Below are 24,893 nucleotides of genomic sequence, written 5' to 3'. Positions count from 1 at the left end.
ATATTAGTTAGAACTACATTAAAAATACATTAATAAGTGTATTTATAAAAATTATAAATTAATACTAAAAGAAAAAACACTACCTTTTTGTGGGCTAGATTGAATTTTTAAAGAACTTTTGTGTAATGTGAGTATTTTTTTAACTAAAAACAATCCTAGTCCAAAAGAGTTATTTTGTGTTGAGTTTGCTTTGTAGAATTTTTTTGTTATAAATTTAAGGTGTTTTTCTTCTATGCCTATACCTTGATCTATGATAGTAAAATTTTGATTTTTTATGATGATTAACACCTCTTTTTTACTGTATTTTAGTGCATTGTCTATTAGATTAATGATGACTTGCTCTATGAGAAATTTATCCGCTTTAATAAAACTTGTTTGGCCTTGAATTTTCAACCTATCATCTCTAAAACTTTCTAATAAATTTTTACTTAAAGCATATAGATCGAATTTTTCTAAATTTAAAGAATCAAAATTAAGATTAAAAACAAAATTGAGTTTATGTGTTAGTTGATTGATTTTTACACTTTGTTTGTGAATTTTTTCAAGTAAAAATAATTTCATATTTTCATCATTAGTTTCTTTTAAAGATTGCAAGCTCAAATCTATAACGCTTATAGGATTTTTAAGCTCATGTGATATAGCGCTGATTACATTGCTTAGTTGGGTGTTTTTGGTTTGAATTTTTTTAGCTTGTTTTTTGTTTTTTAATTCTTGCTTGATGAGTAATTTTTTAATTTTCAATAAGCGTAAATTTAAATTTTTTAATTCATAAACGAAATTATATTTTAAAATGAAATTAGTATTTGATTTGATACTTTTAACAAACAATAATAATTCTTGAAAATAATTTTTGAAAAAATAAAACACAATAAAATAAAACACAACAAGTACAAGTAAAAAGAAAGAAAAAATAATAATATTTTTAATCCAAAAATTTTGCACCAAAGAATGTATTTTAGGATATACAATGATGATGTATTGATAGTTTTTATAAGCATAAGCTTTAAAATAAATTTCTTTTTGCTTATAAAAATCATGGGTAAAATTAGACTTAAAATGATTTAAAAAATAAGAATAATCTTTTAATGATGAAAAAATATCATCATCTTGTTTAATGATAAAATCTGCTCTAGTTTCTAGGGCAAATTGCTTGATATTGTTGGAATTTAGTGTATCTAATAACTGAAATTGTAAAATATCATTAAGTGTTTTTAGTTTTTGCTCATAAGTGTTTTTTACCGTAGTATTGATATAGCTTTCATTGAAAAAATAAAACAACATAAAAAAAGTAATACAAAAAAATCCAAGTGTAAAAAGGAAAAATGTTTTTATTCTTAGCACAATTTATAACCCACCGAACGCACTGAAATGATATTTTCTTTAATTTGTGGAATTTTTTGTTTTAATCTTAAAATAGCTGTATTGATTGTCTTATCGCTTGTTGTGTCATTTTTCCATACTTGCTCACTTAAAAATTGACGACTTAGAAGTTGATTTTTGTGATTAAAAAAACACTTGAGTAATTCTACATCTAGGGTTGATAAATTTTCAAATGTATTTGTTTGATAAATTAATTTTCTTTCTTCTATATATAAAGTAAAATCTTGATAAGAAATTTGTTCTTTTGGAGTTTTATTTCTTTTAGTTACAGCTTTAATTCTAAATAAAAGCTCATTAAAATCAAAAGGTTTGCATATATAATCATCACAGCCTTGTTTAAAACCTTCTAAAATATCTTTTTGTAAAGTCTTTGCACTAAGAAAAATCACAGGCTCCATATAGCCTTTTTTTCTTAATTGTTTTATCATCTCTACACTATCGCCACTTGGCAAATTTCTATCCATGATGATTAAATCTATTTCATTTGTATCTAGAAAATTTTCTAAGTCAAAAAAATCAAAATAACTATAAATTTTTATATTTTCTTGGCTAAGTCTTAGTGTGATTAATTCATTTAAGTCTTTATCATCTTCTATCAAAATAATATTTAACATATAAAAATTATATCAAAAAATATATGTATCCAAAATGTTTCCAAGTTTTTTTAAATTTTCATTACTTTTTAACTAAGGAGAAAAAATGAAAAAACTTTTGGCTTTAAGTGTGGCTTGCTTTGTTAGTTTAGAAGCAGTAGAATTAAAAATAGCAGGTTCATCAACGGTGTATCCTTTTACTTCTTTTGTTGCTGAAGAATATGCTGTTATAAAAAATACAAAAACACCTATAGTTGAAAGTCTTGGCACAGGTGGTGGTTTTAAAGTTTTTTGTGAAGGAATTACTGATATTTCTAATGCTTCAAGGGCAATCAAGCCAAGTGAATTTGAAACTTGTAAAAAATCAGGCGTGAGTGATATAGTCGGTATTATGATAGGTTATGATGGCATAGTTTTAGCTCAAAATAAAATCAATGCTCCATTAAATATAAGCTTACATGAGTTATTTTTAGCTTTGGCCAAAGAAATTCCACAAGATGGAAAATTGGTCCCAAATCCTTATACAAATTGGCAACAAATCAATAAAAATCTACCAAATAGAAAAATTACAATCTATGGTCCTCCATCAAGTTCAGGAACAAGAGATAGTATAGAAGAGCTTGTAATGGTAGATATTTCTAAAAAAATTCCTGAATATAAAGGTGCATATAAAACTATACGCCAAGATGGAGCATTTATACCAAGCGGTGAAAATGATAATTTAATTGTTTCAAAACTTTCTGTTGATAAAGAAGCTTTTGGGCTTTTTGGATACGGATTTTTAGCTAGCAATGATGATAAGATTAATGCTGCTTACATTGATGGTGTAAAAGCTGATGAGAAAAATATATCTGAAGGAAAATATAAACTAGCTCGTTCTTTGTTTATATATATGAATGCTAAGAAAAATCCAGAAGTATTTGAATTTGCAAAAATTTATATGAGTGATGATTTAGCTAAAAGCGGAGCAGAATTAGAAAAAATAGGATTGGTTCCTTTGGATGAAAAAACTTTAAAACAAACCCAAAAACATATAGAAGAAAAAGGTTTATTAACTGATGAGCTTGTTAAAACAGGGAAAGTTTTTTAATTTTTAGGATGAAAAATTGATAAAAGAAAAAATAATAAAATTAACGCTTTTTCTTTGTGCTTTTGTTAGCGTAGTAGTAAGCTTTGCTATTATGCTAACTATTTTAATAGAGGCATTAAAATTTTTTCAAAAAGAAAGCGTATTTACTTTTTTATTCTCAAGTCAGTGGGCAGCAGATGCTGCATTTGTAGGTGCTGATGGAAGTAGCAAGCATGGGGTTTTTGGTGCTTTGAGTTTATTTTGGGGAACTTTTTATATTTCACTAATAGCAATGCTAACAGCCTTACCTTTAGGCATAATGTGTGCTATTTATCTTGGAGTATTTGCAGGTAAAAAATCTAAAAACTATTTAAAACCTATTTTAGAAATCATAGCAGGAATTCCTACTGTAGTTTTTGGATTTTTCGCAGCCATAGTTGTAGCTCCTTTTATAGTGTGGTTTTTTTCTCTTTTTGGTATCAAAGCTAGTTTTCAAAGTGCCCTAGGTGCAGGTTTTATCATGGGTATTATGATAGTTCCTATAGTGGCTTCACTTTCACAAGATTGCATTGAAGCTGTAAGTTTAAAAAGGATAAATGGAGCTTATGCTTTAGGTATGACTAAAAAAGAAGTTGTATTTGCAGTAATTTTACCAGAAGCAATGCCAGGCATAGTTGCAGCTTGTCTTTTAGGACTTTCAAGAGCTTTAGGTGAAACGATGATTGTTGTTATGGCTGCTTCATTGCGTCCAAATTTAACAATGAATTTTTTAGAAGATATGACAACAGTGACTGTAAAAATAGTAGAAGCATTAAGTGGCGATCAAGCTTTTGATAGTTCTTTAGCTTTAAGTGCATTTTCTTTAGGGCTTGTGCTTTTTATTATCACATTAATCATTAATATTTTTAGCGTTTATTTGATAAACCGCTTCCATAAAAGGAAAAATTTATGAAAAAACTTTTTAAACAAAGAAAAAAAGCTTCAAAAAATTTCAAAATATTCTGTAAAATAGGGCTTTATATAAACCTTATTTTTCTTTGTATTTTTTTATCAAGTGTAGGGTATCTTGGGATAGGAGCTTTTAAGCAAACTTACATTTATGCCCATGCTGATAGAAATAGCCCTTCATATGAGCTTTTATCGCGCGCTGAACAAAGGAAAATAAGAACAGGTCAAATCAAAGAAAAATCTTGGCTTTTAGCAAATTCTGAAGTTGATCAATATATGAAAAAAAATTACAATAAACTAAGCGATGAACAAAAAAAATTAGTTGATGAGCTAGTTCAAAAGCAAGAAATCAAACTAAGTTTTAACACAAATTTTTTCCTTAATGGAGATTCTAAATCACCTGAAAATTCAGGAATTTTTGCTTCTGTGGTTGGAACTTTGCTTGTAATGTTAGTATGTATGGCTGTGAGTATCCCAATAGGAGTTGGAGCAGCTATTTATTTAGAAGAATTTGCTCCGCAAAATGTATTTACGCATTTTATAGAAGTATGTATAAATAATTTAGCTAGCATTCCTAGTATTTTATTTGGACTTTTAGGTCTTGGAGTGTTTATTAATCTTTTTGGCATGCCTCGTTCTAGTGCTTTGGCTGGGGGATTGACTTTGGCTATTATGAGTTTGCCTATTATTATTGTTTCAACTAAAGCTGCCTTAAAAAGTGTGGATATTAATATGAAAAATGCTGCATATGCTTTAGGAATGACTAAAATTCAAATGATAAAAGGCATTATGCTACCTTTAGCAATGCCTATGATATTAACAGGTTCTATTTTAACTCTAGCAGGGGCTATTGGTGAAACCGCACCTTTGATGATTATAGGTATGATAGCTTTTATACCTGATGTGGTAAATAGTGTTTTTGCACCAACAAGTGTTTTGCCTGCTCAAATTTTTTCATGGTCAGCTATGCCAGAGCGTGCATTTTTAGAAAGAACAGCAGCAGGGATTATAGTGCTTTTATCTCTTTTGGTGATTTTAAATTTAGCAGCAATACTTTTAAGAAGATATTTTCAAGGAAAATAAAATGATAGCAAAAACAACAAATTTAAATTTATTTTATGGTAAAAAACAGGCTTTGTTTGATATAAATATGGAAATTCAAAAAAATAAAATCACAGCTTTAATAGGTGCTTCAGGCTGTGGAAAATCCACATTTTTGCGTTGTTTTAATAGGATGAATGACAAAATAGCAAAAATCGATGGTCTTGTTGAGATTGATGGAAAAGATGTTAAAAATCAAGATTTAGTTGTGCTTAGAAAAAAAGTCGGAATGGTATTTCAACAACCTAATGTTTTTGTAAAAAGCATTTATGATAATATTTCTTATGCTCCAAAACTTCATGGGATGATCAAAAATAAAGATGAAGAAGATGCTTTAGTGGAAGATTGTCTTAAAAAAGTGGGTCTTTTTGAGGAAGTAAAAGATAAACTAAAACAAAATGCTCTAGCACTTTCAGGTGGTCAGCAACAACGCCTTTGTATTGCAAGAGCTTTGGCTATAAAGCCAAAATTATTACTTTTAGATGAACCAACTTCTGCACTTGATCCTATATCTTCAAGCATTATAGAAGAGCTTGTTAAGGAATTAAGTCATAATCTTTCCATGATCATGGTAACACATAACATGCAACAAGCTAAGCGCGTGGCTGATTATACTGCGTTTTTTCATTTAGGAGAGCTTGTAGAATTTGGAGAAAGTAAAGAATTTTTTGAAAATCCTAAAGAAGAAAAAACAAAAGCTTATTTAAATGGAGCTTTTGGATAATTTTTATTTATTTAGAATTTTTGATGATATAATTAATCAAAATTTCTAAAATATATTTGTTTATTCTTAAAATCAGTATAATTAAAAATATATTTATCTTTAAAAAAGTAATTTTTAAGTAAAATTACTTTTTACTTTCAAAAGATTATTATCAAAAAGAGTATTCATGGCAAGCAAACAACTTTCACTTAAACATCTTAGTATGCCTATATTACTTGAAATGTTTTTAAGATATTTTTCTTTGATTATCAACACCGTTATGGTTTCGCAGTATTCTAACTTTTTAGTTGGAGCTATGGGTGCAGGTAATCAAGTAGCAGATTTATTTATCATTATTTTTAGTTTTTTAAGTGTGGGTTGTAGTGTAGTGATTGCCCAAGCTTTAGGGGCTAAAGATTACACTCTAGCAAGAAAAGCAATTCATCAAAGTTTATTTTTAAATGCCTTGCTTGGTTTTGTGTGTGGAAGTTTGATTTTATGGCATGGAGAGTTTTTGCTCTATCTTTTGCAAATTCCAAATGAACTTTTAAAAGACAGTGAAATTTACTTGCATATGCTTGGAATTTGTTTGTTTTTTGATGCTATGGGTATAGTTTTGGCTGCTATTATTAGGGTGTATAATATGGCTTATTGGGTTATGTTTACTACCTTATTGATGAATGTTGTGATATTTATAGGAAATTTTTATGTATTGCATTTTACTAAGCTAGAGCTTTTTGGAGTAGGGCTTAGTAATATACTTGGGCGTTTGGTAGCCTTTAGTATGCTTATAGCAATACTTAGTTTTAAGCTCAAAATTCATCTTAAAATTAAAGAGATGATAAACCTTGAAAAAGTGGTACTTAAAAAGATTTTTAATATCGGTGGTTTTGCAGCAGGAGAGCATTTGATATGGTTTATACAATACACTATAGCTTTTGCTTTTGTAGCAAGTTTAGGTAAAGAAAATTTAAGTGTTCAAACGATTTATTTTCAAATTTCTTTACTTATCATGCTAGTAGGGCAAGCTATAAGCGTGGCAAATGAGATTATCATAGGTAAATTAGTTGGTGCAAAATACTTAAATGTAGCTTATAAACATACTTGGATAGCTTTGTATTTTAGCGTGGTTGCAAGTGCTTTTGTGGCTTTACTTAATTATGTTTTGCAAGATTTTACCATGGGTGTAGTAAAGCTTGAAGAAAGTTTAAAAGAACTTATGATACCACTTTTTACTCTTTCAATATTCTTAGAAATCTCAAGAACTTTTAATATAGTCATGGTGAATTCGCTAAGAGCAAGTGGTGATGCGAGGTTTCCGTTTTTAAGTGGAGTGGTATTTATGCTTGGAGTTTCTTTACCGGTTGGTTATGTGCTTTGTTTTTATGCTGGACTTGGAATTTTAGGAGTTTGGGTAGGTTTTTGTGCAGATGAGTTTTTACGCGGTATAGTCAATTCATATAGATGGAAAAGTAAAAAATGGCAAGGCAAAGCACTAGTATAAAAGGAATTTTAGAATTTAAAGAATTTCGTTTTGCTTTTGAAAAGAAAAAACTTAAATACTTAAGACTTAGGGTAGATAGGGATTTAACTTTCAAGCTTAGTATACCGCTATATTATGAGCAAAGAGATGTTTTAAGATTTTTAGAAAAAAATGAAAGTTGGATTAGAGCCAAAGAAAAAGAACTTTCTTTAAAAAGAGTAGTTTTAGCAAGTGATGAATTGTATTTTTTAGGTAAAAAATACAAGCTAGTTTTTAACGAAAATCATAAAAAGGTTCTTATAAAAAAAGATAAAATTTTTGCAAAAAATCAAAAAGCCTTAGATCTTTTCTTAAGGCGTAGTGCTAGGGTGATTTTTGAGTATTTTATAAAAAAATGGCAATTTATCCACAAGAGAAAGGTACAAAGAATTTGTATTAAAGAAATGATTTCAAGATGGGGTTCTTGCAATCATCAAAAAGCATATATAAACTTAAATTTAAAACTCATGCAAAAACCTATAAAAGCTATAGAATATGTGATTTTGCATGAACTTACACATTTAATCTACCCACATCATCAAAAAGAATTTTATGATTTTTTACATAAATTAATGCCTGATTACAAGACAAGAGAGGTTTTTCTAAAAAGTCTTATTTTTTAACAAAAATTTATTTTAATTTAAAAAATCATTTATTAAAATAAATTGTTTTTAAATATCTTTTAAAGGAAAAACAATGAAAAGAAGAAATTTGTTAAAAGTAGGTGCTCTTGGTTTAGCTGCTATGCTTTTTAGCGGTGTGGCTTTAAATGCTAATGATGTAGTTAATTTTCCAAAAGATAAGCAAAAAGCTTTATTGCTCTCAAGTTCAGGCTATAAAGACACTGGATATTTAAACCATGCTTTACCTTGGCTTAAAGAATTTGTTGAAAAAAATAACTTAAAAGGCAAAAAAGTAGCATTTATACCTTATGCAGGTGTTAGAAAAACTTATGAACAGTATGAAGCACAAGTTGCTAAAGCCTTAGAAAGTTTAGGACTTCAAATAATTAGTGTGCATAGAGGTAATGCTGTTGATATTGTTAAAAGTGCTGATGCGATTTTTGTAGGGGGCGGAAATACTTTTGAACTTGTAAATCAACTTTACAATAATAACCTAGTTGAACTCATTGCAAAAAGAGTAAGTGAGGGTGTACCTTATGTTGGCTGGTCAGCAGGTTCAAATGTAGCAGGTGCAACTATGATGACAACTAATGATATGCCTATAGTTGAACCAAAATCATTCAACACTTTTAATATCTTCCCTCATCAAATCAATCCACATTTTATCTCAGGTAAGCCAGTAGGACATAATGGTGAAAGTCGTGAGGAAAGATTAGAAGAGTTTTTGATTGTTAATCCTAAAGTAGTTGTTTATGCTTTGCCTGAAGGTGTTGCATTATTACTTGATGGCAAAAAAGCAAAAGTTTTAGGTATGGATAAAAATGCTCCACTTTTAAAACTTGAAAACAAAAAAGAAATTCAAAAAATCGCTATCGGTTCTGAATTTAACTACTAAAATGATAAGCTATCTATATTTTAGATAGCTTGTTTAAGCTTTCCTTAGAATTAAAATTGTTATATTTATGCTTTAAAAAAATTTAATTTTAAGGTTTTTAACTTGCTTTTAGAAATTACTTTTGATTATAAATCTAAAAACGATATTTTTGAATATTTGTTAGCTTATTATGCTAAAGATTATGTGTATGATTATGAGCAAAAAGATGAAAAAATCATCATTAAAATTAAAGGTGAAAAAGATGAAATTCAAGCCTTTTGTTCTAATTTAGAAAATATCAGCCATAGTGTTTTTTTAAACAAATTTGACTTAAAAGTTATAGAAGAAGATTTTACACCTATAAAAAAAGAAAAAACTTTCACCAAAAGAAGTTTTTTAACAAGACTCAATGCAAATGCTTATACTAATGGCGAGCTTGTAGAAAATGAATGGGGTGTTTTTGTAGAAGAAGAGTTTAAGATAGGAGAAGATTTTATAAAAATCACTAAAGAAAATTTCTGCGATAATTTAAAAAAAGCCTTGGAAAAATTAAAAAATAAAGAAAAAATATATTTTAAAAGCTCAAAAGGAGTATATACTTTTGAAATTTTTAATGAAGTATTAGATGATTTTTTAATGCCAAGTGATCCAAAGCATATCAATGTATTTTTTTCCTGCAATAACGAGCAGTTGAAAATCTTAGCAGGGGTTGAAAAACCTCTAATGAAGCTTAAATTTAATGCTATTTTTAGACAAAATCATCAATTAAATCATGAGTATTTTAAAATAAAAATATACGATAATCTTTTCTTGTTTGCCTTATGTTTTGAGCTTGAAAAAGAAGGAATTAAGTTTTTAAATTTTAAAAAGCTAGAACATTTTGAGGATGATTTTGAAGTGGCTTTAATCGAAAATGAGCTAGTAGTTTGCAGGGGTTATGATTATATTTTACCTGAGTTTAAAAATTTGATTTTTCAAAAAGAGGATAAAAATTTCGCAAGAATTTCTTGTATATTGTCTGATTTTAAAGACAAAAAGCCTTTGCTTTTAGAACTTAGTAAAAAATATGATGATATTATCTTACTTGATAAAGAGCTAAATCTTTTAAAACTTTGCTTGCCAAAAAGCTTTGATGAATTTTATGAAACTATAAATCAAGATGATGTTGCTAAGAGATTACTAGCTAATTATGAAAAAGAATTTACCCTAGTGCGAAAAGAACTAAATATGGCTAATAATTTTTTTAATCTTTTTGGCATGGTAGGGATGATCTTAGAGCTTGATGAAGATGTGCAAAGTGCTGCATTAGCGCTTTTAGCTTTAGCAGATGAGAGTAAAATGGCAAAAGGTGTTAGGATAGATTTTAAGCTTAATGAGCAAAAAGAATTTGATTACACTAAGACCTTAAGAAGCGTGATGAGTTTTAAGCTTGCTGGAGTAGAAAATCAAATCATAGCCTTAGGTGTTGTTGAGAGTTTGGCGTATTTTTTAAGAGATTTATTTGATGATTTAAAAGCTAAAGAACAAGTTGATTGTGCCGTGCTTAGTGGAAGCTTGTTTGAGCACAAAAGCCTTGGTAAAAATGTATTTAAACACATACCATTTTTTAAGTTAAGTGATGTCCCACTTTGGATATGAAATTCATATTAAAGGACTAGTGCAAGGCGTTGGCTTTCGTCCTTTTGTTTTTAATATAGCTAAAGAGTTTAATTTAAAAGGTGAAGTTTATAATAATAGCTTAGGCGTTGTTATAATCCTTGAGTGTAGCAATGATGAATTAGAAATTTTTAAAGAAAAACTTTTTGCTAATTTACCACCTTTAGCTAGGATAGATGATTTTAATTTTTCTTATAAAAAACTTCAAAAAACTTATAATGAATTTAGTATAAGTACTTCACAAGATAGTGAAAAATTTAGTCCAATTTTGAGTGATTTTGCCCTTTGTGATGATTGCTATAATGAATTTTATGATGAGAAAAATCCACGTTTTAAATACCCTTTCATCACTTGTACAAATTGTGGGCCAAGATTTTCTATTATAAAAAAACTCCCATATGATAGAGCTAATACGACTATGGATGAGTTTAAAATGTGTTCTTTTTGTCAAAGCGAGTATGATGATCCTACTAATCGTCGCTTTCATGCTCAACCACTCTCATGCCCAAAATGTAAAATTACTATCTTTTTAAAAGATAAAAGTCAAAATATTTTAGCCAAAGATGAAAAATCTTTCATTTTGCTTGCAAAACTTTTAGAAGAAGGTAAAATCATAGCTTTTAAAGGTATGGGTGGGTTTCATTTAATTTGTGATAGCACAAATGAAAATGCTATAAATGAACTTAGAATACGCAAAAATCGCCCTAAAAAGCCTTTTGCTATTATGGTAAAAGATCTTAAAATGGCTCAAGAATTAGCTTTTATTAATGAAGCTGAAGCAAAACTTTTAACTTCAAATTTAAAACCCATAGTTATTTTAAATAGCAAAAATATCCATAAAAGCTTAGCACCAGATACCAATAAAATAGGCATTATGTTAGCTTATATGGGAACGCATTTAATGCTTTTTGAACATTTTAAAAAACCTATCATTGCAACAAGTGCTAATTTAAGCTCACAAAGCATTATTTATGAAGAAACAAAACTTTTAGAGCAACTTAGTGATGTATTTGATTTTTATCTTGATTATGATAGAGCAATACACAATTCAAGCGATGATAGCATTGCTCAAGTTATTGGTAAAGAAGTAATGTTTTTAAGGACTTCAAGGGGTCTTAACCCACTTTATATCAATACAGCAGATATTTTTAATGCAAAAGAAAATATTCTAGCTCTAGGAAGTGAGTTAAAAAACGAATTTGCTTGTTTTTTTAAAAATCAAATTTTCATTTCTCCTTATATAGGCGATATGAAAAATTTAGACATACAAGAGAGATTTTTTAAAATTTTAACTTTCTTTCAAAACTCTTATAAACTAAATTTTGATCAGATTTTAAGCGATAAACACCCACAATTTAACTATGTAAAAGAATTTAAAAATTATAAAAATTTTCGCGTGCAACATCACTATGCACATTTGTGTGCTTGTTTATTTGAACACAAAATTTACAAAAATGATGTTTTAGCTTTTGTTTTTGATGGAACAGGTTATGGAGATGATGGAAAAATTTGGGGTGGTGAGATTTTTAGAGCGAATTTAAAAAACTATGAAAGGTTAAATCATTTTAAAAATTTCAAACTAATTAATGCAGATATTAAAAATATCACAAATTTAGCTTTAGCTTTGATTTTTGATTTTAATTTAGAAAACAAAGCTAGCGAGTTTTTAGCTAAATTTTCTCAAGTAAAATTAAATAATCTTAAAAAAATTCACACTCAAAGCTCTTTATATACGAGTTCTCTTGGTAGGATTATTGATGCTTTTGGCGCTTTTGCTTTTGATATACAAAAGCTTGATTATGAAGCACAAATTGGACTTTTGATGGAAAAATACCATGATAAAAATCTTGATTATAGTTACAAATTTGATATCCAAGAAAAAGAAATTTGCTTTAAAAATGCTTTTTTACAAGCTTTAGAAGATAAAGATAAGGTTAAAATTAGCACAGGTTTGCTTAATGGCATTGCAAATTTAATTATAGAATATTCAAAAGATTTTAAAGAAGAAGTGCTTTTGTGTGGTGGGGTATTTCAAAATAAAACCTTACTTGAAATTTTAGATCGAAAAAAATTCACTTATAAAACTTCTTTACAATTTCCTTGCAATGATAGCTCTATTGCGCTTGGGCAGCTTGTGCATTATTTATCTTTAAAAACTTAATAAAACTCATATTTTTTTAATACTTTTTTATATACAATAAAATAAAAATATAAAGGAAAGATTATGTGTAAAGATTGTGGCTGTTCTATTAATGGACATGAACATCATCATGATCACCATCATGAAAATCCAGCTTTAAAAGATGAAAAAACTATTAATGTTATTAGTAAAATTTTATCAAAAAATGATCATCAAGCAGCTCATAATAGAGAGCATTTTAATGAGTATAATACTCTTTGTATTAATCTAATGAGTTCTCCAGGAAGCGGTAAAACAACACTTTTAGAAGAAACTATAAAAACTTTAAAAGATGATTTAAAAATAGCCGTGGTTGAAGGGGATTTAGAAACTAATAATGATGCAAATCGCATTATCAAAGCAGGAGGCTTAGCTCATCAAATCACCACAGGACAAACTTGCCATTTAGATGCCTTTATGGTGCATGAAGCTTTACATCATTTCAAACTTAGTGAGCTTGATATAGTATTTGTTGAAAATGTGGGAAATTTAGTATGTCCTGCAAGTTATGATTTAGGCGAGCATTTAAATGTAGTTTTACTTTCAGTAACAGAAGGTAGCGATAAGGTAGAAAAATATCCAGTGATGTTTAGAAAGGCTGATTTATTAGTCATTACTAAAGCCGATTTAGCTCAGCATTTTGACTTTGATTTTAAAGCAGCTTCTATGGCTGCTAAAAGGCTAAATCCTAAAATAGATATTATGATTTTAGATAGCAAAACAAAAACAGGGTTTGATCTTTGGATAAATTATCTAAAAATGAAAAAGGAGTTTAACTAATGTGTCTTTCTATACCTTCTAAAATTTTAGAAATTGATGAGCTAAATTCAGCCATAGTAGAAACTTTAGGGGTTAAAAGAAGGGTGAGTTTAGACTTGATAAGCGAGCCTTTAAAGGTAGGCGATTATGTGCTTATACATGTGGGTTTTGCTATGGAAAAAATCGACACTCAAGCTGCACAAGAGAGTTTAAAAATTTATACAGATATAGCAGAGAAAATGCAAAATGGGCAAATCGATGAAAATGAAGGCGATATGGGGCTAAAAAATGGATTTAATTAATGATTTTAGAGATAAAGAAAGAATTTTAGCCCTAAAAGAACTTATTGCTTCTAAAATTACTAAGCCTATTAATATCATGGAAATTTGCGGTGGACATACGCATAGTATTATGAAATTTGGTTTGCCTGATTTATTACCAAAAGAAATTAATTTTGTTCATGGCCCAGGCTGTCCCGTGTGTGTTATGCCAAGAGAGCGTATTGATGTGGCTTTAAAGCTTGCAAGTATGCCAAATACTATCTTTTGTGTATTAGGCGATATGCTTAAAGTGCCAGGAAGTTATGAAAGCTTAATTGATCTTAGAGCCAAAGGAGCTGATATTAGAGCACTTTATACACCTTTGGATGTGATAGATATAGCCATAAAAAATCCTGAAAAAAATATAATCTTTTTTGCCATAGGTTTTGAGACAACTACACCTATGAGTGGGGTGATTATAGAAAAAAGTATAGCCTTAAATTTAAAAAATTTATTTTTTCATATCAATCATGTATTAGTTCCACCCGCAGTAGAAACTATCATGCAAGATAAAAATGTAATAATTGATGCCTTTTTAGGACCTTCTCATGTAAGTGTTATCACAGGATCAAACATTTATGAACCTATTGCTAAAAAATACAAAACTCCTATAGCAGTGAGTGGTTTTGAGCCAGTTGATATAATGCTTAGTGTGTTAAATATAGTAGAGCAAATGAATGCAAATACTTTTGAAGTTTATAATGAATATCACAGAGTGGTTAGCAAAGAGGGAAATTTAAAAGCTAAGGCTTTAGTGGAAAAATACTTTAAACCTTGTGATTTTGAATTTAGAGGTCTTGGAGTGATTGTAAATGGTGGGCTTTGTTTAAAAGATGAATTTGCGCACTTAGATGTTAGCAAAGTGTTTGATTGTAAAGTGCAAAGTAAAGATGAGAGTAAAGCTTGTATTTGTGGTCAAATTTTAAGAGGCTTAGCTAAGCCTTATGATTGTAAGGTGTTTGCAAAAGCTTGCACTCCAAAAAATCCTATAGGTAGCTGTATGGTTTCTAGTGAAGGAGCTTGTGCGGCTTATTATAAATACTATCAAGATAAGGCATAAAATGAAACAAATTACTCTAGCCCACGGTGGTGGTGGCGAAGAAATGAATGCTTTGATAAATGAAATTTTTTCTATTTTTGAAAATGATGTTTTAAAAGAAGCAAATGACGCTGCTATTTTAGATGATTTAGCTTTTAGCACCGATTCTTTTGTACTAAATCCTATCTTTTTAAAAGATATAAATATAGGAAAATTAGCAGTTTGCGGTAGCGTAAATGATGTATTAATGGTAGGAGCAAAACCGCTATATTTATCGCTAGCTTTGATTTTAGAAGAGGGTTTTGAGATAGAAAAGTTAAAAATTATACTAAAATCTATAAAAGAAGAATGCGATAAAGCGGGAGTAAAACTAGTTTGCGGGGATACTAAAGTTGTTCCTAAAAATAAAGGCGATGAAATATATATTAACACTTCATGTATAGGTAAAAATATACAAAAAATCAATACCAAAGACTTAAAAAGTGGTTGTAGCATCTTAGTTTCAAGGGATATTGGAGCTCATGGTTGTGCAGTTTTGGTTGAAAGAAATAATTTAGAGGCAAATATCCAAAGTGATTGCAAAAGCTTAAAAGATGAAGTTTTAGCGCTTTTAAATGCAGATATTTCTATAAAAGCAATGCGTGATGCTACGCGTGGTGGGCTTAGTGCGGTTTTAAATGAATGGTCTAAATTGAGTAATTTAGAGCTTTTAATATACGAAGAAAAAATTCCAGTTTGTGACGAAGTTTTAGGGGTTTGTGAGCTTTTTGGGTATGAGCCTTATGAACTTGCAAATGAAGGAACTTTTATTATTTGTGTAGATAAAAAAGATGAGCAAAAAGTATTAGAGATTTTAAAACAATTTAATGCTAATGCAGCCATTATAGGTGAAATCACAGCTAATGAAAAAACAAGAGTGGTTTTAGAAAATGCTTATGGAGCAAAACGCATTTTAGAGGCTCCAAAAGGCGAACTTTTGCCAAGAATTTGCTAATGCATGAGTTAAGTATTACAGAATCATTACTAGAGCTTTGCGAAGAATATGCTCAAGGAAAAGTTATTGAAGAAGTGCATGTTAAAATAGGGCGTTTAAGCGGGGTTGAACCTCCACTTTTACAAAGAAGCTTTGAAACTTTTAAAGAAAATAGTCCTTTGTGTAAGAATGCTAAATTTATTATGCATATTCAAGAAGTAGTAGTTGAATGTCAAAAATGCCATTTTAGCGGAGTGCTTGAAAATAATATCTTTTGGTGCCCAAAATGCGAAGATAAAGATCTAAAAATCATAGATGGAGAAGAACTTTATCTTATGCAACTTGTTTTAAAAGAAAATGAGGATTTAGAAAATAATGACAAATAAAGAAATTATCTTAGGTGCGGGTTGTTTTTGGTGTACTCAAGCTGTGTTTGATGAAATTAAAGGCGTAGTTTATACAGAAGTAGGTTATAGCGGTGGCAAGCCAAATCCAAGTTATGAAAGCGTGATAAATGGTGATGGGAATATAGAAGTAGCTAAGATAATTTATAATGAAAAACAAATTTCATTAGAAAAAATCTTAGAAATTTTTCTCAAAATGCATGATCCAACAAGCCTAGATAAACAAGGTGCTGATGAGGGGATACAATATAGATCAGTTATTTTTTATCAAACTAATGAGGAGCTAAAAATTATTAGCAATTTTTTACAAAAAGTACAAAAATATTACGCTAAAGCTATAGTTACGCAAGTTTTAAAATTAGAAAAATTTTATAAGGCTGAGGATTATCATCAAAAATATTTTAAAAATAATCCCAACCAAGCTTATTGTAGATTTGTCATTACACCAAAGCTAGAAAAACTAGCAAATCATTCCTAGTTTTTCTTTTTAGAAATAGGGCAAACCCCAAGTGGACAAGCTTGTTTTCCACTAAGTACTCTTATAGGACAAACAGCAAAAATACCTGTTAATAAAGGAATCAAACCCAATAATCCCCACCAAGTTGAAAAATAAACTCCTAAAGAAAACGCCACTATGGCTAAAGCTATTCTTAGCACTCTTTCTAATTTACTCATAATTTCTCCTTTTTGTTGATATTATAAATAAATTTTAAAAGTATTTCTGTGATAAAGTTACAAAGAAATTAGTATTATTTTAGATCTTTCAAGTTTGATTTTACCTTCTTTTTCTAATTCTTTTAAAATTCTTGAAACGGCTTCTCTGGCGCTTCCTAAGTGATTAGCTAAAGCTTCATGGGTAATTTTTAAAGTATTGTTGCTAGCATTTTCTTTCAAAAAATCACAAATTCTAGAAGATAAAGGCATAAATAAAGCTTGTTCTAAAACTTTGATTAAGGTATTAAAACGCTTGGTGATTAAACTTAAAACATAATTATTAATTTTTGGGTATTTTTCTTTTAAAATTTGAAAAATTGTTGAGGGGATGATGGCTATACTTGTATTTTGAGTACTTTGTATAAAAACATCATAAGATATGCCATCCATATTACACTCAGAGCAAATAACGCATTCGTCATTTTCTTTAAGGTGAAAAAGTGTTATTTCTTTTGCATTTGGGGTTAAAATAAAAGCTCTAAGCTCACCTTTTAAAATTTTTATAAATCCTAAACATTTATCATTGACCTTAAAGTCTTTTTCAATGTTTATTATTTGTAAGTGCTCTTGTATAAGTTTGAGATCTTGTTTTTCTATTTCAAAACGAGAAAGAAAATTTTCCATGTTTTTAAGTTTTAAAAGCCTATAAAAGGCTTTTAAATTTTAGTGGCAACCACAACCACCACATCCACAACTTTGACCAAAGAAGCTTTCTAAAGCTTGCATATTTGGAAGTTCTGTTACTTCATTTACCAATTCTTTATAAGCAACCACACCATCTTTAACTACAAACACTGCTCTAGCTAAAATTCCCTCAAGTGGACCATCAGCCATTAAAACACCATATTTTTCACCAAATTCTTTAGAAACAAAATCACTTGCAACAGTTAAATTATCTATACCTTCAGTTGAGCAAAAACGACCCATAGCAAATGGTAAATCCATGCTAACTACGATTACTTCTACACCGCTTGCTGCTGCTTTTTTATTAAATTCTCTAGCTTCAGTTGCACATACTGGAGTATCAAGACTTGGTACGCTGATAATAATTTGAGTTTTGCCTTTTGGGGCAATTTCAACACCTGAAAGATCTTTAGCTTTTAAGGTGATATTTGGAGCCATATCGCCAACTTGGATGTTATTTCCTTTTAGATTTACTTTATTTCCTTTGAATAATACACTATTCATTTTTTCTCCTTGAATGATTTTTATTAATCATAATATAAAAAGATTAATAAAGTCTTATTTTTGTTCTTCTTTACACATACCTGCTTCGATTAGAAAACACGAAGGTTGATAATTGCTTTTTTTAATCTTGTCATATTTTGCATAGCTTAAGTATAAAGTATCCTTAGCTCTAGTTACTGCTACATAAAAAAGCCTTCTTTCTTCTTCCAAACTTCCACCCGTGCTCATGAGTTTTTGATTAGGAAATCTTCCTTGTGCAAGATCAATTACAAATACAAGTTCAAACTCAAGCCCCTTGCTAGCATGTATGCTTAAAAGATTAACACCACTACCACTACTCATTTCACTAGCACCAAGAGTAAGAAAATTATAATATTTATAATTATCACTATAATTTTTAGCAAGTTCTTTTAATACAAACATTTTTGCATTGATTTTTTCTAAAATTTCATTTTTTTTATTTAAATCAACATTGGAGTTTTTATTAGTCGCTCTTTTGGTTGCTAAAATATCACAAATTTCTTTAAAATAATCATTTTCTAAGATCAAATTTACAAGCTGGGTTGAAACCTTACACTCGCTTGCATTTTTAATAAAAAGATAAATTTTTTCAAGATTTTTCGCACAAAGCTCGTTGATTTTAGGAAGGCTTAAAATAGGGTGGGTATTAAATTCACTTTCTAAGTTAAACCTTGAAGGCGAGGCTAACTCCTCAATATCATCAAAAAGTCCTAGTTGGTAACTTTGTTTTTTGTATTTTTTTAAACTCACACTACTATCAGGATTTAAAAAACCTTTAATCAAACTAGAATGTCCTAATTTTAATAAAGCGTCAAAAATATCTTTTGCTAAAACCCCACCAACCCCTTTGGTGTATTCAAGTAAATGTATAAAAGCCATGATATCTTTTGGATTAAGCACGATTGCAAGCATAGAGCAAAAGTTTTTAACTTCCAAGCTTTCAAAAAAGCTTCCCCCACCTTTTCTTTTGCTTGCTATACCAAGTTCTCTTAAGGCAACTTCTACTCCATCTGCACTAGAATTGTTTCTAAAAATAACAGCGATTTCATCAAGATTAACCCCGCTTTGTAAGATTATTTTTGCTATAGTAGAGTATTGATCAAATAATTCATTAAAAGTTAGCAAACTTGGCGCTTTAAAATCTCCTTCTCTAGTTACAATTAATTCTTTAGGATATAATCTTTCATTGTTTAAAATAACTTTATTAGCCAGCGCAAGTATATTTTTACTAGAACGATAGTTTTTATTTAAAGTAAAAATATTTGCATCGACAAATCTATCTTTAAAACTTCCTATAATAGAAATATCAGCTCCATTAAAAGCATAAATACTTTGGTCATAATCCCCCACACAAAATAAACTTTTGCTTTTAAAAGCATCAATTAATGAACCTTGTAAAGTATTAGTATCTTGGTACTCATCTACTAAAATCTCATCAAATTCAAAATGATGTGAAACTAAAACATGTTTTAATTTGATCAATAAATCATTAAAATCCACATAATTAAAACGTGCTTTTTCTTCTTCGTATTCTTTTAAAATATCTTCATAAATTTCAGCATAAACAGCTTGTTCATCATAATTTTGACAAAACCAATTATAAAATTCATCTAAATTTGCATTAGTATTTTGAAATAAAGAATACACATCATACAAATAACTTGGCATATAAGGTTTAGTATCACTTAGATGATGAAAAGTGCGTTTTTCAAAAATGGAACGTAAAAGAATTTTAAGCTCACTTGCAGGTTTTAAAATAATATCATGATTTAATTCTTTAAGTAGAGAATAAGCGGTACTATGAAAGGTTCCTGCTGTGATTTTTGAAGTAATGCTTTTATCAAAATACCTACCAAGTCTTTCTATCATTTCTTTACTAGCTTTGTTTGTAAAGGTTAAAAGCATAATTTTTTCAGGCTTTATACCATTTTGAAGCAAAAAGGCTATTCTTGCAACTATGGTTGAAGTTTTACCTGTGCCTGCGCTTGCTATGATTAGATTGTGTCCAAAAGGAGCACTAGCAGCTTTGTATTGTTCTTCATTTAAACGCGATAAGGGCATGAGCTTCCTAGTTTAAAATTATATTTTGTATATCATTAAAATAAAAATGATTGATACCATCTTTATATTCATAATAAAGTGTAAGTTTATGAGAATCTAAAATAGTCTTAACAATATATAATCCAAGTCCAAAACTATCTTTGTTTTTCTTGCCTTGCGTAAAAGCTTGAGTGTAGTATTTCAAGTCTTTATCTAAAGCTTTTCCTTTATTTTTAAAGCAAAGATAATCTTTAGTTATTTCTATGGTAACGCAATTTTCATCAGAGTATTTTGTTGCATTATCTATCATATTTTTCATTGCAGTGGTAAAAAGTTTAAAATCAACATTAACACTAAAGCTTTCTTTGATACTAATTTTTACTTTTTCATCATCACTCATAGCTATATCTTTAGCTTCATCTAAAAGATCTAAGATATTGTATTTTTTTAAATTAATCAAACCAGCACCTGAAGTAATTTGTTCAATGGCTGCAAATTCATTAATCAAAATTTCCAAACGATTAAAAGCACCCACTAATCTTTCTTTATATTTGCTATCTTCAAGCATTTCTAAAGTAATTAAACCTTTAGTAATAGGTGTTTTTAACTCATGCATAATATTTCTTAAGAAAAATTGCCTTGAAGTGTTTAGTTTTTGAATTCTCAAAATAGACTCATAAAAGGCTGTTGCTACTTGAGAAATTTCATCATTGCCTTTACTGACATTTTGAATTTCATTGAGTTTATTTTCGCCAAATTTATCTATTTGTCTTTTTAAAGCTCTAAGTGGTTTTAATTTTCTAATGATAAAAATATATAAAATCAATAAAACCATTACAACTATACTAGCAATAAGCTTAATCACAAAATAACGATAACCTTGATATTCTAAATCTTTGTACAAATAAAGCTTACCATCAAAAATGATTTTTAAATATACATTATCTTCTAAAGTAATGATTTCAACTACACCTGTGCTAGTTTGAGCGCGTGCTATGGTTTCAGCTTTGTAGATGATTTTTCTTATAGAAGATGGGGTTGTTAGTTCTATCATTTTGTAATTTTTTGTTTGCTCATAAAATTCTTTTTCGCTAATTACATGGTTAAAATACAATAATCTTGCATTAGCTATAAAAGAATATTTCGCATTAAGCTCATTAGTGTAATTTTGCTGATCATATTTTATAAGCCATAAAAATGCCAAAATCACACTAACACTAGCAAGCAAAAAAACAAAGGTTATGGTATAAAAAATTGATGATTTATTCATTGAGTTAATTTATACCCTATACCTCTGATTGAATGAATGTATTTTGGAGTTTTAGGATCATCTCCGATTTTTTGTCTGATTCTGCTAATGATTACATCTATACTTTTATTGCTAGAATCTTCACTAATAGAGCTACAATTATACACAAGTTCTTCACGACTCACCACTCCACCTTCTTTTTTAATTAAATAACTCAAAATATCAAATTCAGCATTGGTAAAGCTAATTTCTTGATCTTTCATAGTGATAGTATGTTTATATTTATCATATACAAGATCTTTTTTAACTTGAGCTTGAGCGGTTTTTGTATTTGAAATTCTTCTTAAATGACTTTTAATCCTTGCTTGAAGCTCTTGAGGATTATATGGTTTTGGTAAATAATCATCTGCACCCAAATCAAGCGCAGCAACCTTATCGCTAATATCATGTCTTGCACTTGAAATGATAATAGGTGTATCATATTTTTTACGAATTTCTTCACACACTTCAAGTCCATCAAGTCCAGGCAAGCTTAAATCTAAAATGATTAAATCATAAGGATTTAAAGCAAGTCTTGAAAGACCTATATAAGGTTCATGAGCAATATCTACTTTCATATCAAATTGCTCTAAATATTCAGCTATAATCTCAGCTAATTCTAAATCATCTTCTATCATTAAAATATTTGTCATTTTCTTCCTTTCTTAAAAAAGTAAAGCTCTAACCATACCACCTCTATTAATCCAAATTTTAACATATTCTTTGCCTTTATTTAATTCTAAAGCCTTAGATAATTCTTTAAAATTTGAAACTTCATATTGATCAATACCTATAATAATATCACCTTGCTCAAAGCCTATTTTTTCTGCTTTTGATTTTGGAGTAACTTCAGTGATTAAAATACCACTAATATTTTCAGGTATGCGGTATTGTTGTTTATTTTTAGAATCAAGCTCTACTAATTTTAAACCATCAATATAATCTTTTTCATATTGTAGCGATTTTTCATCTGTTTTTAGTATAAATTTAGCTGTTTTAACTTTATTATCTCTTTCATAAGTTACCTCTATAGCTTGTTTTGGATCAATACTTCCTATATAATTTTTTAAATCCATAGGGCTTTTAATCACAGTTTTATCTACTTTTATAATCAAATCACCTCTTTTTAATCCCGCATTATAAGCTGCTGAGTCTTTTTGAACTTCTGTTATTAAAGCTCCTTCTTGATTAGTATAAGCTTTTTTAATATCTTGAGTTAAAGCTCCTATAACTACACCTAAATATCCTCTTTCTATTTTTCCATGCTCGATAAGTTTTTGTGCAATAGATTTTGCCATATTAGAAGGGATTGCAAAGCCTATACCATTATTTCCTCCACTTCTTGAAAGTATGGCTGAATTTATCCCAACTAGAGCCCCTCTGCTATCTACTAAAGCCCCGCCTGAATTTCCAGGATTAATTGAAGCATCCGTTTGAATGAAATTTTCATATTGATTTAAACCTATATTGTTTTTATTTAAAGCTGAGATAATCCCACTTGTAACACTACTTCCAACACCAAAAGGATTACCTAGAGCAAATACTACATCACCTTCTAATAATTTATCCGAATCAGCAAAAACCACAGCAGGTAGGTTTTTTGCTTCTATTTTTATCACTGCTAAATCTGTTTTAGGATCAGCCCCGATTAATTTAGCTTTATATTCAGTGCTAGAATCAGGTAAATTTACAGTAATTTTTTCAGCATCTTCTATAACATGATTATTTGTTATAATATAACCATCGCTTGAAATAATTACACCAGATCCAAGCGAACTTACTACTTCTTTTTTATTTTTTTTACTTTTTGGAGCTTGTGGAAAATCAAAACCAAAAAATTGTTTAAAATAAGGATCATTGAAAAAATCATCAATCCCAAAGGAATTACTTTGAACGGTTTTAGAAGTTGAAATATTCACAACTGAATTTTTAACTTTTTGTATAGAATCATGATAAGAAAGTATAGTATTTTGATTATCAGTTGGTAAAGATCTTTTTACATTATCATCTGCTTGTTTAAAATCAATACTAGCACTAAAAAGACTAGTTGCTAATGCCAAAGAAAGAACCATAGTTTTTTTCATGTATTATCCTTTGTAAAATCAATTTATGCAAGTATAAAATTTTATTTTTACGCAATTGTAAATAAAACCTTTAGTTTTAAAACTTATAAAACTTGATTGACTAAGACTAAAGTTTATGGTATAATCTTATAAAAAATAAGGAATAAAAAAATGAGTAATAGTTTATATGAAACACTAGGTGTTTCGCAAAATGCTAGCGCAGATGAAATAAAAAAAGCTTATAGAAAATTAGCAAGACAATACCACCCAGATATCAATAAAGAAGCAGGTGCTGAGGAAAAATTTAAAGAAATTAACGCCGCTTATGAAATTTTAAGTGATGAGAAAAAAAGAGCTCAATATGATAGATATGGTGATTCTATGTTTGGTGGGCAAAGTTTTCATGATTTTTCAAGAAATGCAGGCGGAGCTGATATCAATGATATTTTGAATAATATTTTTGGCAGAGGCTTTGGGGGTTTTGGCAGAGGCTTTAGCTCTAGTAATAATTTTAGAAGTGGTTTTGGAGGTTTTGGAGGTTTTGAAGGGGATTTAGACTTACAAGCAAGTGTTAAAATTCCTTTTGAAAAAGGAATTTTAGGTGGTGAACATACTATAAATATCAACAACGAACAAGTTAAAATCAAAATTCCACATGGTATAAAAGATGGCGAAAAGCTACGCATACGAGGTAAGGGAAAAAGCTTTCAAGGACAAAAAGGAGATTTGATTTTAAAGGTAGAGCTTGAAAAAAGCGATGAATATGAAAGAGAAGATGATGATTTATACAAAAAAGTTGAAATTAGCTTAAAAACAGCACTTTTTGGAGATAAAATCAGCGTACATACCCCAAGAAAAGAAGTTAAAATCACCATACCGCCAAATTCTAAAAACAATCAAAAAATCAGACTTAAAGGCTATGGGGTGCAAAATAGAAAAACAGATCTTTATGGAGATATGTATTTAATTTTAAATGTAAAAATACCTGATATTAATAGCCTTGATCCTGAATTTGTAAAAATTTTAGAAGAAAAATTACCTTAAAAGGAGTATGCAATGGAGCATAGTTATGATGAACCGGTGTATCTTATAAGTGTTGTTGCAAAGGTTTTAAGCATACACCCACAAACTCTAAGACAATATGAAAAAGAAGGTTTGGTTGAACCAAGTAGAACCGATGGCAAAATGAGACTTTATTCTCAAAAAGATATAGATAGAATCAAAATGATTTTACGCTTAACAAGAGATCTTGGAGTTAATTTAGCTGGTGTTGATGTGATTTTAAAACTAAAAACAAAAATTGATGAGTTTGAAAATACCATTGAAGAATTAAGATTAGAACTTGATAGAAGAGATAATCCTTCAAAATCAAGAGCAGTAGTAAAACACAGAAGCAATTTTGACTTAATTTTTTTAGAAAAAATAAAATAATAAAA

The 24,893-nt window shown here is 29.0% G+C and carries 26 protein-coding genes; 17 read left to right on the top strand and 9 right to left on the bottom strand.

Features of this window, described 5'->3' with window-relative positions:
• Positions 1-51: 51 nt before the first annotated feature.
• Entirely contained in the window at positions 52-1,281 is a 1,230-nt protein-coding gene (locus CAMP5121_RS02660; protein ID WP_337214719.1) for a sensor histidine kinase, read from the bottom strand.
• A gap of 53 nt (positions 1,282-1,334) precedes the next feature.
• Positions 1,335-1,994: a response regulator transcription factor gene (locus CAMP5121_RS02655; RefSeq protein WP_337214718.1), complete on the bottom strand. Its 660-nt coding sequence runs from the start codon at positions 1,992-1,994 to the stop codon at positions 1,335-1,337.
• A gap of 85 nt (positions 1,995-2,079) precedes the next feature.
• Between CAMP5121_RS02655 and CAMP5121_RS02650 the strand changes: the two genes are divergently transcribed.
• From CAMP5121_RS02650 to msrA, 15 genes are all read left to right on the top strand, one after another.
• The gene (locus CAMP5121_RS02650; protein ID WP_337214717.1) at positions 2,080-3,063 is read left to right on the top strand and encodes a substrate-binding domain-containing protein; all 984 of its coding nucleotides are present in this window, start codon (positions 2,080-2,082) and stop codon (positions 3,061-3,063) included.
• A gap of 16 nt (positions 3,064-3,079) precedes the next feature.
• Positions 3,080-3,994, top strand: a complete 915-nt coding sequence (gene pstC, locus CAMP5121_RS02645; RefSeq protein WP_337214716.1) for a phosphate ABC transporter permease subunit PstC — start codon at positions 3,080-3,082, stop codon at positions 3,992-3,994.
• On the top strand, positions 3,991-5,073 hold the full coding sequence (pstA, locus tag CAMP5121_RS02640) for a phosphate ABC transporter permease PstA (RefSeq protein WP_337214715.1): 1,083 nt from the start codon (positions 3,991-3,993) through the stop codon (positions 5,071-5,073). The genes pstC and pstA overlap by 4 nt, the downstream gene beginning before the upstream one ends.
• 1 nt (position 5,074) lies before the next feature.
• Entirely contained in the window at positions 5,075-5,815 is a 741-nt protein-coding gene (pstB, locus tag CAMP5121_RS02635; protein WP_337214714.1) for a phosphate ABC transporter ATP-binding protein PstB, read from the top strand.
• 166 nt (positions 5,816-5,981) lie between these two features.
• Positions 5,982-7,298, top strand: a complete 1,317-nt coding sequence (locus CAMP5121_RS02630) for an MATE family efflux transporter (protein ID WP_337214713.1) — start codon at positions 5,982-5,984, stop codon at positions 7,296-7,298.
• Complete coding sequence (locus CAMP5121_RS02625) at positions 7,274-7,939, top strand: M48 family metallopeptidase (RefSeq protein ID WP_263725108.1); 666 nt, start codon at positions 7,274-7,276, stop codon at positions 7,937-7,939. The genes CAMP5121_RS02630 and CAMP5121_RS02625 overlap by 25 nt, the downstream gene beginning before the upstream one ends.
• Before the next feature lie 73 nt (positions 7,940-8,012).
• Positions 8,013-8,834 (top strand): dipeptidase PepE, encoded by an 822-nt coding sequence (pepE, locus tag CAMP5121_RS02620; protein ID WP_263702637.1) that lies wholly within the window; start codon positions 8,013-8,015, stop codon positions 8,832-8,834.
• A 102-nt stretch (positions 8,835-8,936) separates the two neighbouring features.
• On the top strand, positions 8,937-10,451 hold the full coding sequence (locus tag CAMP5121_RS02615) for a hypothetical protein (RefSeq protein ID WP_337214712.1): 1,515 nt from the start codon (positions 8,937-8,939) through the stop codon (positions 10,449-10,451).
• Entirely contained in the window at positions 10,432-12,630 is a 2,199-nt protein-coding gene (hypF, locus tag CAMP5121_RS02610) for a carbamoyltransferase HypF (RefSeq protein WP_337214711.1), read from the top strand. Before CAMP5121_RS02615 ends, hypF begins: the two co-directional genes overlap by 20 nt.
• Positions 12,631-12,693: 63 nt before the next feature.
• Positions 12,694-13,428 carry a hydrogenase nickel incorporation protein HypB gene (hypB, locus tag CAMP5121_RS02605; protein ID WP_337214710.1) on the top strand — a complete coding sequence of 245 codons (735 nt, stop codon included), beginning with the start codon at positions 12,694-12,696 and terminating at the stop codon, positions 13,426-13,428.
• A complete protein-coding gene (locus tag CAMP5121_RS02600; protein WP_039618343.1) occupies positions 13,428-13,709 on the top strand; it encodes a HypC/HybG/HupF family hydrogenase formation chaperone in 282 nt (93 codons plus the stop codon). The genes hypB and CAMP5121_RS02600 overlap by 1 nt, the downstream gene beginning before the upstream one ends.
• A complete protein-coding gene (hypD, locus tag CAMP5121_RS02595) occupies positions 13,696-14,787 on the top strand; it encodes a hydrogenase formation protein HypD (RefSeq protein WP_337205932.1) in 1,092 nt (363 codons plus the stop codon). Before CAMP5121_RS02600 ends, hypD begins: the two co-directional genes overlap by 14 nt.
• A 1-nt stretch (position 14,788) precedes the next feature.
• Positions 14,789-15,760 (top strand): hydrogenase expression/formation protein HypE, encoded by a 972-nt coding sequence (gene hypE, locus CAMP5121_RS02590; protein WP_337205933.1) that lies wholly within the window; start codon positions 14,789-14,791, stop codon positions 15,758-15,760.
• Positions 15,760-16,125 carry a hydrogenase maturation nickel metallochaperone HypA/HybF gene (locus CAMP5121_RS02585; protein ID WP_039618337.1) on the top strand — a complete coding sequence of 122 codons (366 nt, stop codon included), beginning with the start codon at positions 15,760-15,762 and terminating at the stop codon, positions 16,123-16,125. Before hypE ends, CAMP5121_RS02585 begins: the two co-directional genes overlap by 1 nt.
• Positions 16,115-16,621, top strand: coding sequence for a peptide-methionine (S)-S-oxide reductase MsrA (gene msrA / locus CAMP5121_RS02580; protein ID WP_337214709.1), 507 nt, complete (start codon positions 16,115-16,117; stop codon positions 16,619-16,621). The genes CAMP5121_RS02585 and msrA overlap by 11 nt, the downstream gene beginning before the upstream one ends.
• On the opposite strand, the gene CAMP5121_RS02575 is transcribed toward msrA, so the two are convergent.
• From CAMP5121_RS02575 to CAMP5121_RS02545, 7 genes are read right to left on the bottom strand one after another with little or no spacing between them, the layout of a single operon-like run.
• Entirely contained in the window at positions 16,618-16,818 is a 201-nt protein-coding gene (locus CAMP5121_RS02575) for a YgaP family membrane protein (RefSeq protein WP_012661495.1), read from the bottom strand. The two genes, msrA and CAMP5121_RS02575, sit on opposite strands and share 4 nt — an antisense overlap.
• A 57-nt stretch (positions 16,819-16,875) precedes the next feature.
• Positions 16,876-17,481 carry a Crp/Fnr family transcriptional regulator gene (locus tag CAMP5121_RS02570; RefSeq protein WP_263682258.1) on the bottom strand — a complete coding sequence of 202 codons (606 nt, stop codon included), beginning with the start codon at positions 17,479-17,481 and terminating at the stop codon, positions 16,876-16,878.
• Positions 17,482-17,520: 39 nt separating this feature from the next.
• Positions 17,521-18,045, bottom strand: a complete 525-nt coding sequence (gene tpx / locus CAMP5121_RS02565) for a thiol peroxidase (protein ID WP_012661493.1) — start codon at positions 18,043-18,045, stop codon at positions 17,521-17,523.
• A gap of 54 nt (positions 18,046-18,099) precedes the next feature.
• Positions 18,100-20,127, bottom strand: coding sequence for an ATP-dependent helicase (locus CAMP5121_RS02560; protein ID WP_337214708.1), 2,028 nt, complete (start codon positions 20,125-20,127; stop codon positions 18,100-18,102).
• Between the two features lie 7 nt (positions 20,128-20,134).
• Positions 20,135-21,376 carry an ArsS family sensor histidine kinase gene (locus CAMP5121_RS02555; protein WP_087700579.1) on the bottom strand — a complete coding sequence of 414 codons (1,242 nt, stop codon included), beginning with the start codon at positions 21,374-21,376 and terminating at the stop codon, positions 20,135-20,137.
• Positions 21,373-22,047, bottom strand: a complete 675-nt coding sequence (locus tag CAMP5121_RS02550; RefSeq protein ID WP_039626094.1) for a response regulator transcription factor — start codon at positions 22,045-22,047, stop codon at positions 21,373-21,375. Before CAMP5121_RS02550 ends, CAMP5121_RS02555 begins: the two co-directional genes overlap by 4 nt.
• Before the next feature lie 12 nt (positions 22,048-22,059).
• Complete coding sequence (locus tag CAMP5121_RS02545) at positions 22,060-23,478, bottom strand: DegQ family serine endoprotease (protein WP_337214707.1); 1,419 nt, start codon at positions 23,476-23,478, stop codon at positions 22,060-22,062.
• 150 nt (positions 23,479-23,628) lie between these two features.
• Here CAMP5121_RS02545 and CAMP5121_RS02540 point away from each other — a divergent pair, with 150 nt between their 5' ends.
• On the top strand, positions 23,629-24,501 hold the full coding sequence (locus CAMP5121_RS02540; protein ID WP_337214706.1) for a J domain-containing protein: 873 nt from the start codon (positions 23,629-23,631) through the stop codon (positions 24,499-24,501).
• 12 nt (positions 24,502-24,513) lie between these two features.
• Positions 24,514-24,888, top strand: a complete 375-nt coding sequence (locus CAMP5121_RS02535) for a heat shock protein transcriptional repressor HspR (RefSeq protein WP_039668403.1) — start codon at positions 24,514-24,516, stop codon at positions 24,886-24,888.
• The last annotated feature ends 5 nt before the right edge of the window (positions 24,889-24,893 follow it).

Origin of the sequence: Campylobacter sp. 2352 PW, from assembly GCF_024723575.1 — a bacterium.
Lineage (GTDB): Bacteria > Campylobacterota > Campylobacteria > Campylobacterales > Campylobacteraceae > Campylobacter_D.
Note: the sequence above shows the minus strand (reverse complement) of the source record. Positions and strands in the feature narration are given on the sequence as shown.

Excerpts from the sequence above, each read along its gene's own strand:
- hypB (WP_337214710.1), top strand. The coding sequence starts at position 12,694 with ATGTGTAAAGATTGTGGCTGTTCTATTAATGGACATGAACATCATCAT.
- CAMP5121_RS02660 (WP_337214719.1), bottom strand. The coding sequence starts at position 1,281 with ATGTTGTTTTATTTTTTCAATGAAAGCTATATCAATACTACGGTAAAA.
- CAMP5121_RS02545 (WP_337214707.1), bottom strand. The coding sequence starts at position 23,478 with ATGAAAAAAACTATGGTTCTTTCTTTGGCATTAGCAACTAGTCTTTTT.
- hypF (WP_337214711.1), top strand. The coding sequence starts at position 10,432 with ATGTCCCACTTTGGATATGAAATTCATATTAAAGGACTAGTGCAAGGC.
- CAMP5121_RS02650 (WP_337214717.1), top strand. The coding sequence starts at position 2,080 with ATGAAAAAACTTTTGGCTTTAAGTGTGGCTTGCTTTGTTAGTTTAGAA.
- CAMP5121_RS02655 (WP_337214718.1), bottom strand. The coding sequence starts at position 1,994 with ATGTTAAATATTATTTTGATAGAAGATGATAAAGACTTAAATGAATTA.
- msrA (WP_337214709.1), top strand. The coding sequence starts at position 16,115 with ATGACAAATAAAGAAATTATCTTAGGTGCGGGTTGTTTTTGGTGTACT.
- CAMP5121_RS02555 (WP_087700579.1), bottom strand. The coding sequence starts at position 21,376 with ATGAATAAATCATCAATTTTTTATACCATAACCTTTGTTTTTTTGCTT.
- CAMP5121_RS02630 (WP_337214713.1), top strand. The coding sequence starts at position 5,982 with ATGGCAAGCAAACAACTTTCACTTAAACATCTTAGTATGCCTATATTA.
- CAMP5121_RS02560 (WP_337214708.1), bottom strand. The coding sequence starts at position 20,127 with ATGCCCTTATCGCGTTTAAATGAAGAACAATACAAAGCTGCTAGTGCT.
- CAMP5121_RS02550 (WP_039626094.1), bottom strand. The coding sequence starts at position 22,047 with ATGACAAATATTTTAATGATAGAAGATGATTTAGAATTAGCTGAGATT.
- pstA (WP_337214715.1), top strand. The coding sequence starts at position 3,991 with ATGAAAAAACTTTTTAAACAAAGAAAAAAAGCTTCAAAAAATTTCAAA.
- CAMP5121_RS02600 (WP_039618343.1), top strand. The coding sequence starts at position 13,428 with ATGTGTCTTTCTATACCTTCTAAAATTTTAGAAATTGATGAGCTAAAT.
- pstB (WP_337214714.1), top strand. The coding sequence starts at position 5,075 with ATGATAGCAAAAACAACAAATTTAAATTTATTTTATGGTAAAAAACAG.
- CAMP5121_RS02540 (WP_337214706.1), top strand. The coding sequence starts at position 23,629 with ATGAGTAATAGTTTATATGAAACACTAGGTGTTTCGCAAAATGCTAGC.
- CAMP5121_RS02585 (WP_039618337.1), top strand. The coding sequence starts at position 15,760 with ATGCATGAGTTAAGTATTACAGAATCATTACTAGAGCTTTGCGAAGAA.
- CAMP5121_RS02535 (WP_039668403.1), top strand. The coding sequence starts at position 24,514 with ATGGAGCATAGTTATGATGAACCGGTGTATCTTATAAGTGTTGTTGCA.
- pepE (WP_263702637.1), top strand. The coding sequence starts at position 8,013 with ATGAAAAGAAGAAATTTGTTAAAAGTAGGTGCTCTTGGTTTAGCTGCT.
- tpx (WP_012661493.1), bottom strand. The coding sequence starts at position 18,045 with ATGAATAGTGTATTATTCAAAGGAAATAAAGTAAATCTAAAAGGAAAT.
- hypD (WP_337205932.1), top strand. The coding sequence starts at position 13,696 with ATGGATTTAATTAATGATTTTAGAGATAAAGAAAGAATTTTAGCCCTA.
- hypE (WP_337205933.1), top strand. The coding sequence starts at position 14,789 with ATGAAACAAATTACTCTAGCCCACGGTGGTGGTGGCGAAGAAATGAAT.
- CAMP5121_RS02575 (WP_012661495.1), bottom strand. The coding sequence starts at position 16,818 with ATGAGTAAATTAGAAAGAGTGCTAAGAATAGCTTTAGCCATAGTGGCG.
- CAMP5121_RS02570 (WP_263682258.1), bottom strand. The coding sequence starts at position 17,481 with ATGGAAAATTTTCTTTCTCGTTTTGAAATAGAAAAACAAGATCTCAAA.
- CAMP5121_RS02625 (WP_263725108.1), top strand. The coding sequence starts at position 7,274 with ATGGCAAGGCAAAGCACTAGTATAAAAGGAATTTTAGAATTTAAAGAA.